13 protein-coding genes are annotated in these 16,642 nt (G+C 72.8%); 5 read left to right on the top strand and 8 right to left on the bottom strand.

From position 1 onward, the window contains the following. Positions 1–182 precede the first annotated feature (182 nt). Together ACTWPP_RS15880 and ACTWPP_RS15875 are read right to left on the bottom strand one after the other, a co-directional pair. Positions 183–1,475, bottom strand: coding sequence for a M20 family metallopeptidase (locus tag ACTWPP_RS15880; RefSeq protein WP_443105122.1), 1,293 nt, complete (start codon positions 1,473–1,475; stop codon positions 183–185). Positions 1,476–1,911: 436 nt separating this feature from the next. Continuing rightward, positions 1,912–3,078 (bottom strand): glutamate--cysteine ligase, encoded by a 1,167-nt coding sequence (locus tag ACTWPP_RS15875; protein WP_443104994.1) that lies wholly within the window; start codon positions 3,076–3,078, stop codon positions 1,912–1,914. Between the two features lie 484 nt (positions 3,079–3,562). Between ACTWPP_RS15875 and ACTWPP_RS15870 the strand changes: the two genes are divergently transcribed. Both ACTWPP_RS15870 and ACTWPP_RS15865 read left to right on the top strand, forming a co-directional pair. Beyond that, complete coding sequence (locus tag ACTWPP_RS15870) at positions 3,563–4,837, top strand: D-alanyl-D-alanine carboxypeptidase family protein (protein WP_443104993.1); 1,275 nt, start codon at positions 3,563–3,565, stop codon at positions 4,835–4,837. 126 nt (positions 4,838–4,963) lie between these two features. After that, a complete protein-coding gene (locus ACTWPP_RS15865) occupies positions 4,964–5,392 on the top strand; it encodes a nuclear transport factor 2 family protein (RefSeq protein WP_443104992.1) in 429 nt (142 codons plus the stop codon). Here ACTWPP_RS15865 and ACTWPP_RS15860 read toward each other — a convergent pair. From ACTWPP_RS15860 to ACTWPP_RS15845, 4 genes are all read right to left on the bottom strand, one after another. Beyond that, the gene (locus ACTWPP_RS15860; protein ID WP_443104991.1) at positions 5,362–6,414 is read right to left on the bottom strand and encodes a YihY/virulence factor BrkB family protein; all 1,053 of its coding nucleotides are present in this window, start codon (positions 6,412–6,414) and stop codon (positions 5,362–5,364) included. The two genes, ACTWPP_RS15865 and ACTWPP_RS15860, sit on opposite strands and share 31 nt — an antisense overlap. A gap of 138 nt (positions 6,415–6,552) precedes the next feature. Continuing rightward, positions 6,553–7,239 carry a 2'-5' RNA ligase family protein gene (locus ACTWPP_RS15855; RefSeq protein ID WP_443104990.1) on the bottom strand — a complete coding sequence of 229 codons (687 nt, stop codon included), beginning with the start codon at positions 7,237–7,239 and terminating at the stop codon, positions 6,553–6,555. Further along, a complete protein-coding gene (trpS, locus tag ACTWPP_RS15850) occupies positions 7,229–8,356 on the bottom strand; it encodes a tryptophan--tRNA ligase (protein ID WP_443105121.1) in 1,128 nt (375 codons plus the stop codon). Before trpS ends, ACTWPP_RS15855 begins: the two co-directional genes overlap by 11 nt. Positions 8,357–8,374: 18 nt before the next feature. Beyond that, positions 8,375–9,451 carry a hemolysin family protein gene (locus ACTWPP_RS15845; protein ID WP_443104989.1) on the bottom strand — a complete coding sequence of 359 codons (1,077 nt, stop codon included), beginning with the start codon at positions 9,449–9,451 and terminating at the stop codon, positions 8,375–8,377. Positions 9,452–9,533: 82 nt separating this feature from the next. Between ACTWPP_RS15845 and galE the strand changes: the two genes are divergently transcribed. Together galE and galK are read left to right on the top strand one after the other, a co-directional pair. Then, positions 9,534–10,487, top strand: a complete 954-nt coding sequence (gene galE / locus ACTWPP_RS15840; RefSeq protein ID WP_443104988.1) for a UDP-glucose 4-epimerase GalE — start codon at positions 9,534–9,536, stop codon at positions 10,485–10,487. After that, positions 10,484–11,683, top strand: a complete 1,200-nt coding sequence (gene galK, locus ACTWPP_RS15835; protein WP_443105120.1) for a galactokinase — start codon at positions 10,484–10,486, stop codon at positions 11,681–11,683. Before galE ends, galK begins: the two co-directional genes overlap by 4 nt. Here galK and ACTWPP_RS15830 read toward each other — a convergent pair. Then, positions 11,670–14,348 carry a hypothetical protein gene (locus ACTWPP_RS15830; protein ID WP_443104987.1) on the bottom strand — a complete coding sequence of 893 codons (2,679 nt, stop codon included), beginning with the start codon at positions 14,346–14,348 and terminating at the stop codon, positions 11,670–11,672. The two genes, galK and ACTWPP_RS15830, sit on opposite strands and share 14 nt — an antisense overlap. After that, on the bottom strand, positions 14,345–16,114 hold the full coding sequence (locus ACTWPP_RS15825; protein WP_443104986.1) for an HSP90 family protein: 1,770 nt from the start codon (positions 16,112–16,114) through the stop codon (positions 14,345–14,347). The genes ACTWPP_RS15830 and ACTWPP_RS15825 overlap by 4 nt, the downstream gene beginning before the upstream one ends. 114 nt (positions 16,115–16,228) lie before the next feature. Between ACTWPP_RS15825 and ACTWPP_RS15820 the strand changes: the two genes are divergently transcribed. Beyond that, positions 16,229–16,630, top strand: coding sequence for a hypothetical protein (locus ACTWPP_RS15820; RefSeq protein ID WP_443104985.1), 402 nt, complete (start codon positions 16,229–16,231; stop codon positions 16,628–16,630). Positions 16,631–16,642 lie beyond the last annotated feature (12 nt).

Genomic DNA, 16,642 nt, shown 5'->3' with positions numbered 1-16,642 from the left:
AACAGGTCCGTTACCAACGCGTACGCATATCGCCACAGGTCAGCGCCGCATGCGGTGGCCGGGCAGGTCAGCAAGCGTACGCGACGCGTCGTGAGGGGCCCGGGGGGCGGGTGCCGCACGGGGGGCTCGAAGGGGGCGAAAAGGGGGACCGGGCCGGGGGCGCCGGAAAGTCACGGCGGGGGCTACGCCAGAGCGGCACCCTCGATCGTTTCGGGATCGCCGGGACGGCCGCCCTCCCACAGCGCGGTCAGCGCGGTCGCGCTCAGCACCCGCACGCCCACCGCGACGCACCGCTCGTCGACGTCGAAGTCGCCGCGGTGCAGGTCGTACTCGCCGGACGATCCGGGGGTGCGGACACCGAGCCGCGCCAGCGCGCCGGGGATCGACTCCAGGTACCAGCCGAAGTCCTCACCGCCGAGGCTCTGCGGGGTGGGGACCACGCCCTCCTCGTCCATGACCTGCGCGGCCGCGTCGCGGAACATCTGCACGCTCGTCGCCTCGTTCACCGTCGGCGGGACCCCCCGGACGTATTCGAGGGACGCCTCCACGTCGTAGGCGGCGGCGACCGACTGCAGCAGCGCCTTCATCATCTCCGGGGCCCGGTGCCACGCGTCGTCGTCCAGGCAGCGGACGGTGCCCTCGGCGATCCCGTCGTCGGGGATGGCGTTGGCGACCGAACCGGCCGAGACCCGCCCCCACACCAGCGACAGGCTGGAACGCGGGTCGACGCGCCGCGACAGCGCCGACGGCAGCTCGGTGACGATCTTGGCGAGCGCGTACACGAGGTCGGCGGTCAGATGCGGCCGCGCGGTGTGCCCGCCCGGCCCGGTGACCTTCACGTACACCTTGTCGCACGCCGCGGTGATCGGACCGGTGCGCAGCCCGAGCTGGCCGACCTCGATGCGGGGGTCGCAGTGCAGGGCGAACGCGCGGTCGACGCCCGCGATGCCGCCGGCCGCCATGACGTCCAGGGCGCCGCCCGGGGTCTCCTCGGCGGGCTGGAACAGCAGCCGCACCCGTCCGGGCAGCAGCCCCGCCTCCGCCTGCTGGGCGAGGAACAGGCCCGCGCCCAGCACCATCACGGTGTGCACGTCGTGGCCGCACGCGTGCGCGACGCCCGGGACCGTCGAACGGTACGGGACGCCGCTCTTCTCGTCCTCCAGGGGGAGCGCGTCGATGTCGGCCCGCAACGCGACCGTGGTGCCGTCGGCGGGGCCGATGTCGCAGAACAGGCCGGTGCCGCGCGGCAGGATCACCGGCTCCAGCCCGGCCGCGCGGAGCCGCTCGGCGATCTTCTTGGTGGTGCGGTGCTCGGCGTAGCCCAGCTCGGGGTGCATGTGCAGGTCGCGGCGGAACTCGATCAGATCGTCCTCGTGCCCGGCCAGGAACGCGTCGAGCTGCGGCTGCAGAACCGCCCCGCCGAGCACCTCGGACCCGGCGGAGGCGGCGCCCGCGGCGGGGGCACCCGGCACGATCTCACCGGTGATCGAGTCCTGCGGCGCCGCCGGCACGTCCTCGCCGACCGCCGGATCCTCCTCCACCGGCATGTTCTCGCGGGCCGGCACGATCTTGGATGCGGGCGCGGCCTCCCCCGCGGACAGGGGGTCGCGGGGCACCGCGCGATCGGTGTCCCGTTCCGCCCGGCCCCCGGGGCTCATGGCTCCCGGGGCGGCGGGTGGTTCAAGGCCGGGCATCACCCCGGGTCCTGGACGTGTCATCTGCGCCCCCTGCGCGACGGCGGAGCCGAAGGGTCTCCGCCCGGTGGTCTTTTCTGTCTTTTCCTCTGCGTCGTCCCCGGGTTCACGGACGGCGCCGGATTCGGGGCCGGATTCGGGGCCGGCGCCCCGCCCGGAGACGGCGCGCTCAGCGCCGGCGGCGCCGCGCGGCTTCCCCGGGATGGCCGGTTCCTCATCAGGTTCCGGCATGTGCGACCTCCCCCAGTGTGACGAACCTGTCCTCCGCGAGCTCGGTGATCGCCGCGTCGACGATGTTCTCGAGCGTCCCGCCCTCGGCGCGGATCGCGCGCTGGCGTTCGTACGGAGCACCGTGCTCCAGGACCTCGCCGGCCACCTTGAGCTCCTCGGCGCAGCCGAGCCGGTCCGCCACCGGCTCCAGCTCCCGGATCAGCTCGTACAGGTCGTCGCGGAGCGGCGCGGTGTTCCCAGTGTCGTCGGTGATGGCGATGGCGTCGAGCCCGTACCTGGTCGCGCGCCACTTGTTGTCGCGCACCACCCAGGCGGCCGGCCGCGGCAGGGTGTAGCCGCGGTCGAGCTGCTGTTCGAACAGCGTGACCAGGCTCTGGCAGAGCGCCGCCGCCATGCCGACCTCGCGCATGGTGGGGATGCCGTCGAACATCCTGATCTCGACGGTGCCGAAGTCGGGATGCGGGCGGATGTCCCACCAGACCTCTTTGATGCTCCTTATCGTTCCCGAACGCAGGAGCGTGTCCATGTAATCCTCGAAGGCCGCCCAGTCGTCCAACGAGTGGGGTGGACCGGCCGTCGGCAGCTGGCCGAAGACGACCGCCCTGCAGGACGCGAGGCCGGTATCGCTACCGCTCCAGAACGGGCTGGACGCGGTGAGCGCGAGGAAGTGCGGAAGATAGGACGAGAGAGCGTTGACGATCGGGATCGCCTTGGCGCCGTCGGAGATGCCGACGTGCACGTGAACGCCGAACGTCTGGATGCGCCGGGCCAGCCACTGCATCTCCTCGATGAGCTCGGCGTAGCGCCGCATGGGCGCCATCACCGCGTCCCGCCAGTCGCTGATCGGGTGGGTGCCCGTACAGGCCAGCGCGATGCCGCGTTCGGCGGCGGTGGACCGGAGGGTAGCGAGCGTCCCGGCCAGGTCGGCCTTGGCCTCGCCGACGGTGTCGCAGATGCCGGTGACGACCTCGACCGTCGATTCCATCAGCTCGTGCCGGACGCGGGGGTTGTCGCCGTCCTCGCTGAGGAACGGCAGGGCGGCGAGCACCTCGCGTGCGTCCTGCCGCAGGTGCCTGGTCTCCGCATCGACGAGTTGGATCTCCCACTCGACGCCGAGCGTCGCCCCGTTCGATGCGTTGAAGTCAATGGCCACGGCCAACCTCCGTCCACAATCCTTGCAGGTCGTTGCGTGGCACGTGGCGCAATTCAGCCAGCGGGTCCCTAAGCCTGGACAAACGCCGGTCCAGGTCACGTGTTCGCTCCATGATGGCGCCCGTGCCCGTGACCCTGCCGGGTCTCCATGCCCTTTGCGGATCAATTGACTCATGCGGAGGGTCAGTGCACACGACGGGGCCATACCTTTCGGTCATCGATCTGGTCTGCGACACCACCCGTTCGAACTAGTTAGCCCGTCCCAAAATACCGCTGATGACGGACTGTAACCGATTGGGGTCGTCCCTTACGTACCGTATTGGTCACGTCTGCACCTTGCGTCGCGTACGTCCCGTGCTTGCCGTCTTCAGGACCGGGTACCCCTTCGCCGGATACGTCGCCTAGTCTTCGGGGGAGTCATGGGCGTCGAGCGCATGCGCGCCGGGAGCGATAGGGCTTCCGCGGGAACGAGGAGCGTCGGAAGCTTGCGAGCAGAGCGACGAGGGCGGCCCGGTGCCCGCCGCACCCTGACGGTGATCACAGTGCCGCTGGCCGCGGCCTCGCTCGCCGCCGCGCCCGTCCTCGCGGCGGCCCCCGCCACGGCCGCACCGCAGACCGCCCCGCGAACCGCTCCGCAAGCCCTTCCGCAGGCGGCGCCGTCCGGCGCGCCGGAGACGGAGACGGTCGGCGGCCCGCAGCTCGCCGGCCGGGGCATCGTCGTCAACAAGGCCCCCGGCGTCCCCGGTCTGCCGAAGATCAAGGCGGCCTCGTACCTCATCGCGGACGCCGGCACCGGCGACGTCCTCGCCGCCAAAGACCCGCACGGGCACTACCTGCCCGCGAGCACGATCAAGACGCTGACCGCGCTCGCCCTCATCCCCAACCTGGACGCGAACCGGCTCGTACGGCCCTCACAGAAGGCATGCGACGTCGAGGGCACCAAGGTCGGGCTCACCCCGAAGATGCGCTACAAGGTCTCCGACCTGTTCCACGCGCTGCTGATGATGTCCGCCAACGACGCGGCGGTCGCGCTGGCCGAGGCGAACGGGGGCATGAAGAAGACGCTCGCCGACATGAACGCCGCGGCCAAGCGGATCAACGCGCACGACACCCTGGCCGGGTCGCCGAACGGGCTGGACAAGGACCTCGGCCTGAACGTCCGCACCCAGCACACCTCGGCGTACGACCTGGCGCTCATCCTGCGCGAGGGGATGAAGAACCCCGACTACCGCACCTACATGCAGACGATCGACCACAAGTTCCCGGCGCCGCCGACCAAGAAGGAGCGCAAGAAGGGCAAGAAGGTCGGCGGATACCCGATCCACACCCACAACCACATGCTGCCGGGCGAGCGGGAGGCCTACAAAGGGATGCTCGGCGGCAAGAACGGCTACACGATCGCCGCCAGGCAGACCTTCGTCGCCCAGGCGCGGCGCGGCGGGCGCACGATCGTGATCGCGCTGATGAGGGCCGACCGGCCGCCGTCCCCGTACGCGGCCGAGCTGCTGGACTGGGGCTTCGCCGCCCACGGCAAGGTCCAGCCGGTGGGCGTGCTGGTCTCCCCCGGCAACCCGAAGCAGGCCGAGAAGGACGCCGGCTCCGGCGGTGTGCTGCCGGACGCCCCGCTCGCCTCCGACGACGCGTCCCGCAGGTGGCTGCTCGTGGGCGGCGGCGGCGCCGGCGCCCTGCTGGCCATCGCGGTGCTGTTCGTGGTGCTGCGCCGCCGTCGTCGCCTCGAGTCGCCGCGCACCGGCCGGTAAAGGTTCCCTCAGCCGCTCCCGGGGCGCTGGCCTGGCCGCCCCGGCGGGCTTACGCTCGCGGTGGCGCCGGTGACCTCGCCGCCGCCGCAGGAGACGGCGGACCGGTGTCGCAGGAGGAAGCGCGCCATGTCCGACATGTACGTCTCTGCGCTCGGTGCTCCCGCGCTCGAACACCCGAACGTGACGCTGCTGAAGGACGGCTACACGGCCTTCGCCAAGGGCGACACGGCCTTCATCCGCGGGCTGCTCGCCGAGAACGTCGTCCACCGCGTCCCCGGCCGCGGGCCCCTGTGCGGCGAGTACCGCACCCCCGAAGAGGTCCTGGACTTCTACGTCCGCCTGTTCGAACTGTCCGGCGGGACGTTCCGCGCCGAGCCCTACGCGGTGATGGCCAACGACGAGTACGGCGCCGCCCTCGTCCAGACCTACGCCGAACGTCCGGGCCGGGTCCTGGACGGCCGCTCGGTGGACCTGTTCCGCATCCGGGACGGGAAGATCACCGAAATCCGGACGCTGGCCGAGGATCAGTACGCCGACGACGCCTTCTGGTCCTGAGCCGGCGTGTCCCGGGCGGGCGCGTCCTCCCGCTCGTGCTCTTCCGTCTCGGCCCGTGCGTGGAGCGTCTCGACCTCCTCGCGGTCCGCGGCGTTCTCCGGGTTGCCGGCGTCGGCGGTGAGGACGACCAGCCGGGTCGCCGTCCACGCGGCGACGAACAGCGCGAACCGCGACGCGATGTTGATCCACACCATCAGCCCGACCAGCACGGCGAACGTCCCGTACACCGGGTTCTCCGTCACCCGCGCGACCAGCAGCGTCGCGATCTGCTTGAGCGCCTCGAAGCCGACCGCGCCGAACAGCGCGCCGCGGATGATCCGCCGCCACGGCGCCCGGGTCCCCGACAGCCGGGTGAACAGCACCAGGAAGATCACGGTGTTGAACATGATCGCGCAGGCGAGGGACAGCATCCGCAGGCCGGTGCCCGCGCCCGCCACGTCCTGCAGGCCGAACCACCCGAGGACGGTGCTGGTGGCGGACGTCGTGACCGTCGAGACCGCCATGCCGCAGATCAGGACCACGCCGAGGAACGCCAGGACGGCCAGGTCCCAGAACCGCTCGACGAAGAAGTTGCCGCCGCCACTGGGCTCGTTGCCCCAGATGTCGCGGAGCGACTCGCGCAGCACCTGCACCCAGCCCTGCCCGGTGATCAGCAGGGCCGCGAGACCGATGATCCCGACGGTCGTCTTGGACTGGGCGATCTCCTCGACCCGGATCTCTGCGGCCAGGCCGGGCAGCAGCGAGTCGACCGCCCGGACGAAGTAGGCGCGTGCCTGCGCGCTGACCCCCACGAGGTAGCCGAGCAGGGAGTACCCCAGCGCCAGCAGCGGGAAGAACGACAGGAAGGCGTAGCAGGTGAGGGCCGCGGCGAGCCGGTCACCGCGCCGCTCCTGATACCGCTGGAGCGCCCGGATGTGGTGGTCGAACCATCGCCAGCGTCCGCGGGCGTCGCGCAGCAGGTCCTTCACCTGGGCGAACAGGGACTCGCTTCGCCGCTGAACCCTGTTGATCGCCTGCCGCATGCACGCAACCTACCCAGCACGGCCCACCCGATACCGCAGACGGTAACCAATCATTGAACACGGCGTTGCCCGCGCATGCCCCGCTCACCACGCTCCGCTCGCCGTGTGCCGCTCACCGTGCGCTGACGTTGTCTCCGCTCACTGTGCGCCGGGTTCGGTGTGCCGGACGGGGCCGCCCTCGCCGAAGACGAAGTCGCACTGCGGGCGCCACACCCCGTCCACGCCGTGCTCGTAGAGCGAGAAGCCCCACACGTCGAAGTCGGCGCTGTAGCCGGCGAGTTCCTTGAACGCCCGGTCCATGACGTCGTCGGGCAGGTGGTGGGCGATGGTGACGTGCGGGTGGTACGGGAACGGCAGCGGCCGGGCCAGCGGGCCCGACAGAACCCTCGCCTGGACGCGCTCACAGCCGCCGATTCCTTCGGCCAGGGCCACGAAGACGACCGGGGATACCGGCCGGAACGTTCCGCTGCCGCGCAACTTGATCGGGAACGGCCGCTCGGTGCGGGCGATCTCCTGCAGATGGTTCTCGATGCGGTCCAGCGCGGGATCGGCCACCTCGGTCGGCGGGAGCAGCGTGATGTGCGTGGGGATCGCGGCGGCGAGGGGGTCGCCGAAGGACTCGCGCTTGGCCTGCAGGTGCGCGCCGTGCGGGTCGGGGATCGGGATGGCGACGCCGATCGCGCGGGCCCCGGCCCCGCGGTCGGCGTCGCGACAGACGCCGGGACCGTCGGAGGGATCGCCCTCCGCCGCGCCGCCGCCGCTCGCGGAGGGCACCTCCCCGGAGCCCTTCGCGTCGTCGTCGTGTGGCGAGCGGTCAGTGACCACGTCCCACGAATCCCACCCGGTCGCGGACGATCTCCATCGTCCGCACGGCGACCTTGGACGCGCGCCCGGCGCCGTGGGCGAGGAGCCGGTCGAGCTGCGCCTCGTCGTCCAGGAGCTTGAGCGTGCGTTCCCTGATCGGCGTGAACGTGTCGAGGACGAGCTGCGCGAGGTCCTTCTTGAACTGCCCGTAGCCGGAGCCCTCGTACCGGCGTTCCAGGTCGGGGATGGACGTGCCGTCCAGCGCGGAGTAGATCCGCAGCAGGTTGGTGATGCCGGCCTTCTTCTCCTCGTCGTAGACGACCTCGGAGCCGGTGTCGGTGACCGCGCGCATGATCTTCTTGCGCATCGGGCCGGGCTCCTCCAGCACGTCGATGATCCCCTGTGGGGAGGAGGCGGACTTGCTCATCTTCGCGTCCGGCTCCTGCAGGTCGGTGATCTTCGCGGCGCCCGGCGGGATGTGCGCCTCGGGCGGGACGAACGTCTCGCCGAACCGGTGGTTGAACCGCTGCGCGAGGGTGCGGGTCAGCTCCAGGTGCTGCCGCTGGTCCTCGCCGACCGGAACGCGCAGCGCCCGCTCTCCTGTGGGGGGACCCCCCACACCCCCCGGAACGGCCCGTGCCACTTCGCCGGGCTCGGGCGTGTAGAGCAGGATGTCGGCGGCCTGCAGGATCGGGTAGGTGAACAGCCCGACGCTCGTCCCGCTCGTGCCCTGCTTGGACGACTTGTCCTTGAACTGGGTCATGCGTCCGGCCTCGCCGAACCCGGTGATGCAGCTCAGCACCCACGCCAGCTCGGCGTGCTCGGGGACGTGGCTCTGCACGAACACGGTGGCGCGGTCGGGGTCGAGGCCCATCGCGAGGAGCTGCGCGACGGCGACCTTCGTGCGGCGGCGCAGCACCGCCGGGTCATGCTCGATCGTGATCGCGTGCAGGTCGACCACGCAGTAGAAGGCGTCGTGGGTGTCCTGCATCGTGACCCACTGCCGGAGCGCGCCCAGATAGTTGCCGAGGTGGAACGAGTCGGCGGTGGGCTGGATGCCGGACAGCACGCGGGGGGTGACCGCGGCGGCGTCGGTGGACGCAGCGGGGCTGGGTACTGGGCTGGACGCTTCGGGCATGTGCACGGACCGATTCTCTCAGGTGTCGCCGGAGGCTCCGCCGCCGGTGGCCCGGCCCTGTGCGGGGCCGGCGGCCCGGCCCGTCGCGGGGCCGGTCACCTGGCCGTTCGCCTGGCCGGTGGCGGCGTCGCCGATGGCCGCCCGCGGGGTCGCGGACGGGGTGCCCGGCGGCGCCGTGACGGCCTGCGGCGTCGCCCGCGGCATGACGCGCACGCGGGCCACCCGCCGGCCGTCCATCCGGGCCACCGCGAGGCGGCGGCCCGCGGCCTCCACCGAGTCGCCTTCGGCGGGCACGCGGCGCAGCACCGCCATGATGTGCCCGGCGACCGTCTCGTAGGGCCCGTCGGGCAGCCGGATGCCGGTCTCGTCGGCGAAGTCGTCCAGGTTGAGCAGGCCGTCGACCTCGACCACGCCGCCGTGCAGGCGCCGTGCCTGCGCGTCCTGCACATCATATTCGTCGCGGATGTCGCCGATGAGCTCCTCCACGAGGTCCTCCAGCGTGACGATCCCGGCGACGCCGCCGTACTCGTCCATGACGATCGCCAGGTGGCAGCCCTCACGGCGCATCTCCGACAGGACGGGCAGCACCCGTTTCGTGGACGGCAGGAACTTCACGGGCCGCACCAGCTCCCCCACCGGCACGTCCCTGGACGCTCCATCTGCAGCGCCGGGGCCGCCGGGCGGGTCGGGGACGAGCAGGTCGCGGATGTGCACGAAGCCGATCACCTCGTCGTGGGAGTCGCGGCAGACGGGATACCGCGAGTGGGGGCTGCCGGCGGCGATCCGCGCGGCGGCGGTCAGCGGGAGCGCCGCGTCCAGGAACTCCACCTCCGTCCGCGGCACCAGGACCTCGCGCAGCGGCCGCTCCCCCGCCGCGAACACCTCCCCGATCAGCGCCCGTTCCTCCGCGGTGAGCTGGGTGTTCTCCGCCACCAGGGCCCGCATCCGCTCGGCGGTGAGCTCCTCCCGGAGCGCGGCCGGGTCGCCGCCCGACAGCCGTACGACGAGGTTGGTGGAGCTCGACAGCAGCCAGACCAGGGGGCGCGCGAGAGTGCGTGCGGGGCCCGCGGGCGGCCGGGACGGCGTCCGGTCCATGGGTTCAGCCTTCCCCGTTCGGCGTTCCGGATAGCCTTGGACGGACCCCGCCGTTCCAGAGTCTCTACGTGGAGGTCCGTCAGTGAAGCTGCTCGTCACCGGAGGCGCCGGCTACGTCGGCAGCGTCGTCTCCGCTCTGCTCCTGGAGGCGGGGCACGAGGTCGTCGTCCTGGACGACCTGTCCACCGGGCACGAGGACGCCGTTCCGGAGGGCGCCCGGCTGGTGCGCGGCACGCTGCGGGACACGGCGGCGGACGTCCTCGGCGGCGCCGGGTTCGACGCCGTCCTGCACTTCGCCGCCAAGTCCCTCGTCGGCGAGTCGGTGGAGAAGCCCGGCCTGTACTGGGACAAGAACCTCGGCGAGTCGCTGGCGCTGCTGGAGGCGATGCGCGTCGCGGGCGTCCCGCGGATCGTGTTCTCCTCGACGGCCGCGACGTACGGGGATCCCGACTCGCCGGGGATCCTGGAGACCGACCCGACCCGCCCCACCAACCCCTACGGCGCGTCGAAGCTGGCGATCGACACGGCGCTGGCCGAGTACGCGCGGCTGCACGGCCTCGGCGGGGTCTCGCTGCGGTACTTCAACGTGGCGGGCGCCTACGGCCGGCTCGGCGAGCGGCACACCGTGGAGACCCACCTGATCCCGAACGTGCTGAAGATCGCGCAGGGTGACGGCGAGTCCGTGCGGCTGTTCGGCGACGACTACCCGACTCCGGACGGCACCTGCGTCCGCGACTACATCCACGTGGTCGACCTCGGCCGCGCCCACCTGCTGGCGCTGGACGCCTGCGCGCCGGGCACCCACCAGATCTTCAACCTGGGCAGCGGCACCGGCAGCTCCGTCCGGGAGGTCGTGGAGGTCTGCCGCGAGGTCACCGGCCGCGAGATCCCGGCGGAGGTCGCGCCGCGCCGCGCCGGCGACCCGGCCGTGCTGGTCGCCTCGTCCGAGAAGATCCGGTCGGAGCTGGGCTGGAAGCCCGAGCGGGACCTGCGCACCATGGTCGACGACGCGTGGACGTTCCTGCGGTCCCGATGACCGGCCCCGACGCGGCCTCCGCAGCGCTCACCGCGGCTCTCGCCACGGCGTTCACCGGGGTTTTCGGGCGGGAGCCGGAGGGTGTCTGGCATGCGCCCGGCCGGGTCAACCTGATCGGCGAGCACACCGACTACAACGACGGTTTCGTGCTGCCGTTCGCGCTGTCGCTCGGTGTGTCGGTGGCTGCGGCGCGGCGCGACGACGGCGTGATCGAGGTGCGGTCGCTGCAGGCCGAATCGACCCGGGCCCAGACCCACGTCACAGCTTCTGTGGACGGCGGGCCGGTCGTTTCCGAGGGATGGCCGTCCGACCACGCGTGGGCGGCGTACCCGGTCGGCGTGGCGCGGGTGCTGCGCGAGCACGGGACGGGCGGCGCGTCCCTGCTGATCGACTCCGACCTGCCGCAGGGCGCCGGGCTGTCCTCGTCCGCCGCCCTGGAATGCGCCACCGCCCTCGCCCTCTGCGACCTGCACGGGGTCGGGATCGACCGTCCCGCGCTGGCGCGGCTGGCGCAGCGCGCCGAGAACGAGCAGGTCGGCGTGCCGTGCGGGCTGATGGACCAGTCGGCGTCCCTGCTGTGCACGCCGGGGCACGCGCTGATGCTCGACTGCCGCAGCGGCCTGTCGTCGCAGGTCCCGTTCGCGCCCGCCGGCTCCGGCCTGACCCTCCTGGTCGTCGACACGCGCGCCTCCCACGCCCTGACGGGCGGCGAGTACGGACGGCGGCGCGCCGAATGCGAGGAGGCGGCGTCGCTGCTCGGCGTCGACGCCCTGCGCGACGTCAAGGACCTCGCCGGCGCCCTCGGGACGCTGCGCGATCCGGTGCTGCGCCGCCGCGTCCAGCATGTCGTCACCGAGAACCACCGCGTCGAGGCCGCCGTCGGGCTGCTGCGCGCCGGGGCCGTCCCGGAACTGGGCGCGATGCTGAACGCGTCGCACCTGTCGCTGCGCGACCAGTTCGAGGTGTCCTGGCCCGAGGCGGACACGACGGTCGACGCGGCCCTGCGGGCGGGTGCCCGCGGCGGCCGCATGGTCGGCGGCGGGTTCGGCGGGTCCGTGATCGTCCTGGCTCCCGCCGACCGCGCGGACAGGGTGCGGGACGCCATCGCCGCCGCCTACGACGAGCGCGGCTGGACGCCCCCGGAGTTCCTCGAAGCCGTTCCCTCCGGGGGCGGCCGCCGCGTCACTCCCGCATAGCGGACGTGATCTCGTCGCGGAGACGGGCGGCCTCCTCGGCGGGGCCCGTCTCGTCCAGGGCGCTGAAGCCGTCCACGGCGGCGGACGCGTGGGACGCCGCCTCGGGCAGCCGGCCGATCTGGGCCAGCAGGCGGCCCTGGTCGTAGGACACCAGCGCGGTCTCCCAGATGCGGGCGGGCTCGTTGTCCGGCGGCAGGCTCGCCAGCGCCGCGCGGGCCGCCTCCATCGCGGGAACGGCCTGGTCGCGCTCACCGCACCACAGCAGGCACATCGCGGCGCGGCGGCGGGCGCGGACCACGCCGTACGGGTCGCCGGCCTTCTCGAACGCCTCGGCCGCCGCGGCGAACCGCGCGGCGGCCTGCGCGTCCCTGTCGAGGCCCGTCAGGACCTCACCGGCCTCGTCGAGGAAGTGCGCGACCGCGCCGTGCTCGCCGTCCTCCGCGGCGTGCTCGGCGAGGGCCGCGAACGTCGCGGCGGCGTCCTCCTCGCCCATCTCCTTCTGCGCGTGCGCGAGGATCAGGCGGCAGCGCCGCCCCGCGTCGCGGTTGCGCCGGTCTTCAGGTGCGGACGGGCCCTCAAGGGCGGGCAGCGCCTCCTCGGCGGCCTCGGCCGCCTCCAGGAACCGGCCCGTGGACAGGTAGCCGGCGGCGAGGTCCACGCGCAGGTGGACGGCCTGCTCGTGCAGTCCCTCGGCCGTCCAGCCCGCGATGGCCTCGGCGAGGTCGGCGACGGCGTCCGCCGGACGGTCGCCCGCGAGCAGCGCGAGGCCCCGCTCCGAGTGCGCCGCCGCACGCATCGGCGACCCGGCGGGCAGCGCGGCGATCACCTCGTCGAGCAGGGCGAGCGTCTCCTCGTCGGCGGCGCCCTCGTGCCTCGCCAGAACGCGGGCGAGGAGCAGCATCGGCGTGGCGGCCTCCTTTACGCCACCGGAAGCGCGAGCGGCCTCCACGGAGCGGCGGAGCGCGGCGACGCCGTCGTCGGTCTGTCCGGCCAGCAGCAACGACCGCCCCCGCACGAACCACATTTCGCCCGCCCGGTCGGGGGCGTCGTCCGGGTCGACCCGGTCGAGGGCGGCGAGGGCGTCGGCGGGGCGGTCGCCTTCCACGTGCGCGTAGGCGAGCCGCAGCAGCGAGCCGGTGGCGTCGCCGTCCTCGGTGGGATGGCTCGCGAAATGCTCGGCGGCGGCCGTCATCTCCTCCAGCCCGCGTGGATCGCCCCGCTTCGCGCGCATCGCGCCGAGACGGCCGAGCGCGCGGTGGCGGCGCGTCTCGTCGCCCAGCTCGCCGAACAGCCGGGACGTCTCCTCCCAGCACGCGATCGCGCCCTCCTCGTCGCCGTCGAGGGCCCGTTCGACGCCCCGGCCGTCCAGGCGGCGGGCGTTCTGCAGCGGCGTCGGCTCGGCCGACTCGGCGAGGACGTCGAACCGCCGCCAGGCGGCGAGCGTGACGTCCACGTCCTCGTGGGTGCGGCGCCGGTCGGCGATGTCCAGGAGCGCGTCGAGGTCGTCCACGGACGTGACGTCCTCCGGCGGCGCGGGCGACGGCGCCGGGACGGGGCGGCGGTGGTGCGCGGCCAGCGGCAGGAACTCCACGAGCGGCTCCGCCGCCAGCGTGGCGCGCACCTTGTCGCCCTGGCGGGACGTGCCGTTCCGGTCGTCGAACCGGGCCGCCAGCATCGTCGCGCGCTCGGCCAGCTCGGCGCGCAGTTCGGGCAGCGGCACGTCCGCCGCCGGGCGGCCGTCCGACGCGGGACGGCGAACCGCCGCGCCGCCGTGCCCGGCCGCCGCGACGCGGTCCAGGACCAGCGCCGACGCGGCGGCGAACTCCATCTCCGAGTGCGGGCTAGGCGCCCGGTCCAGCCACCCGAGATGCCGCTGCACGATCTCCAGGCCCCGCGCCGCGTTACCGGTGATCGCGCAGAACTGCAGGTGCTCGGCGATGTCACCGAGGTCGGCGAGCCTGCCCCGGTGCACCCGGTACGCGCGGCGATGCGCGTCCGCCGCCTGCTCAGGGCGGCCCGTGTGCAGATACACCGGCAGCATCGCGGTCAGGACCGACTGCGGCTGCTCGTTGCACGACAGCTCCGAACTCAGCACGGGCGCGGCGATCTCGAACGCCTCCTCGTGCCGCCCGACCCGGGCGAGGTGACGGACCATGCCGGTCGGGTCACAGCCCTCACAGTCAGACAGCTCGTCCCGCTGGGCGGCGCGCCACTTGAGATACCAGTTGTCGGCCGCCCCGTCACCCACATGCTGCGCCACCACGTGGCGGCGCCGGTAGACGGCCTGGAGGCTGTGGCCACCGGCGAGGTAGCGGCGCTCCATGTCGTCCAGCAGGGCGTAGGTGCGGTCGAGGGGGATCTCGGGGAACAGCGTCAGGGACGACACCACCGCCTTCATCTGCCACAGCAGCACATGCGTCTCGTCGAACCGGCCGGGGTCGCGGTCATGCTCGGCGAGTGTCCGGCTGAACGTCGCGAAGGCCTTCGCGGGCTCGCCGCCGTACTGGTAGGCGTCGGTCAGCCGGGCCCGAACCCGGAACGCCAGCACGTCGTCACCGGCCGCCTCCGCGCGGCGCAGCGCGTCCTCCACCAGGATCGTGCGGGCCTCCCCGTAGGGCAGCTCGTCCGCCTGTGTCATCAGCGCGGCGACATCGTCAATGCTCACTGGGGCGCCTCCGGGGTGTGGACGGCCCACTCCAGCAGGCCGATGAACGAACGGTTCAGGACCGCCGTGTCGGCGGGCCGCAGCGGATGGTGGCCGAGCAGCAGCGCCTGCCCGTACAGCGCCTGGACGGCCAGTTCGACCGGCCCGTCCTCACCGAGGGACGTGACGCGCCGCGCCAGCGGATTGCGGTGGTTCAGCACCAGCTGCGGGCGTTCGACGCCGCTCGTGGCGCCGACCGCGCCGAGCACGTCCGCCCACAGCTCGTCCGCCTCGTCCCGCGCCCGCGACAGCTCCTCGCGGAACTGCGCGTCACGGCTGGTCAGGTACAGGGCGGGCAGCGACGCCGGGTCGAAGTCGCGGATCACCACCTCGCAGCCGAGCCGCTCCACCGCCCGCTGCGCCGCCGCCAGGAAGGGCCGCAGCGCCAGCTCCGCCGCCGGGTCGAGGACACCGAACGTCGTGGTCAGCTCCGCCGCGTCCAGCCTGGCGAGGCGGATGTCGGGGTCGAGGTCGGGCAGCCGCTCGATGATCTCGGTGTCGTGGACGTAGCCGCCGTTGACGAGCCCGACCCCCTGCGCCCCCGCGACCGCCGACAGCCGCCGGAACTCGTCGACGCTCGCGGTGAACCGGCCGTCCGGGTGCCGCCGGCGGAACTCGGCCAGCGTCATCGGACCGGCGGACGTCTCGTACTCCAGCCGGCGGTCGACGATCCGCAGCATGTCGTCGTCGTGCAGGGCCATGGCCTTCACGCCGAGCTGGTGCAGCCGCAGGAACCCGCGCAGCCGCGCCGGGTCGGTCTCAGCGAGCCGCACGAGCCACTGCCGCAGGACGTCCCCGAGCCCCTCCCGCGTGGCGTCGAGCAACTCGTCCTCATAAAGCGCCTCGCGGCTCGCCGTGGGCCGCAGCTCGCCCGCGTCCACGACAGACCGCGCGAAGAACGCCCACTCGGGCAGCAGCCCCTCGACGCTCTCGGCCAGCAGCATCCGCTTCAGATAGACCCGATGAGCGGCACGCGCGGTAGGCGAAACCGCCTGGGGCAGGATGAACGCCACCCCGTTCAGCCCCGCCACCGGCACATCCAGATCGACAACATCGAACGGCGTGAACCCGTACAGCTCCTCGCAGTACTTCTCCAGCGCCCGCTTCCGCGCCGCCGGATCACGATGGGACGCCCGCCACGGCGGCCCGTCCCCGGTAACCGGCACGCCGTCAACGGTGAGCTCAACAGGAAGCAGCGACCCGTACGTCCGTGCGAGCTCCGCCACGACCACCGGACTCAGCAGCTCGCCCGCCCCTGGCCGCGCCCGCAGCGTGACGGTCGTGCCCGGCTCGTCCCGCTGCCCCGGCTCAACGCGGTAGCTGCCCTCGGAACGCCCCGTCCACCGGACGGCCTCGCCGCCCCGCGCGGACCGCGTCACGACCTCGATCTCGTCCGCGACCAGGAACGCCGACAGAAGCCCGATCCCGAACTGCCCCAGAAAGTCATGCCGGGCGAACCCCAACTCGTCCCGCTTGGACGACCGCCCGATGGTCGCCAGGAGCGCATGAACCTCGCCTTCGGTGAGCCCCACACCGTCATCGTGGACCCGCAGCGTCCCGCCACCGGTCTCGATGATCACCCGACCGCCGCCGCCACCCCGCGCGGTGATCGCGTCCACCGCGTTCTGCAGCAGCTCCCGCAGGTACACCCGCGGACTCGCGTACAGATGCCGGCTCAGCAGATCCACGACCCCCCGCAGATCCACCTGAAATGCCTGTTCCGCCACCAACGCCCTCCTGATCACCTCATGAGCGATCCCACACCCTAGCGACCGCCACGACCACTTCAGATCGTTTTCCGTACGCCGGCAGTTCGACTGAGCGACGCCCAGGCCGAGGCGATGGCCTACCCGTTGTCCGAGGCCCACGCCGCGATGCTCCCGCAGCGGACGCTCCGCACCACCGACGCCGGCGTCTACGCACGGCCGGACGCCGCCCTGGCCGGGCAGATCAGATACGACCCGTACTTCCAGGACAGCATCCCGGCGGTGGCCGATATCCAGTGCCCCGCCCTGTTCCTCCTGGCCACCGAGAACCTGCCCGGCCTCCCGGGCCGCGTCGGCGCACTCATGCCGGCCCTGCGCGCGGGAATCCGCCGCGACCTGCTACCCCTCACGGCCGACCGGCCACACCTGCGCGTCCTCGAACTACCCGCCAGCCACAACATGGTCGCCGAACGACCGGAAGAGATCGCCCGAGCCGTCCGGAGCCATGACCCGAGGCCGACGGCCCGGCGGGCCTGACCGGCCACTCCC

Source organism: Actinomadura sp. 3N407 (assembly GCF_052245875.1).
Classification (GTDB): domain Bacteria; phylum Actinomycetota; class Actinomycetes; order Streptosporangiales; family Streptosporangiaceae; genus Spirillospora.
Note: the sequence above shows the minus strand (reverse complement) of the source record. Positions and strands in the feature narration are given on the sequence as shown.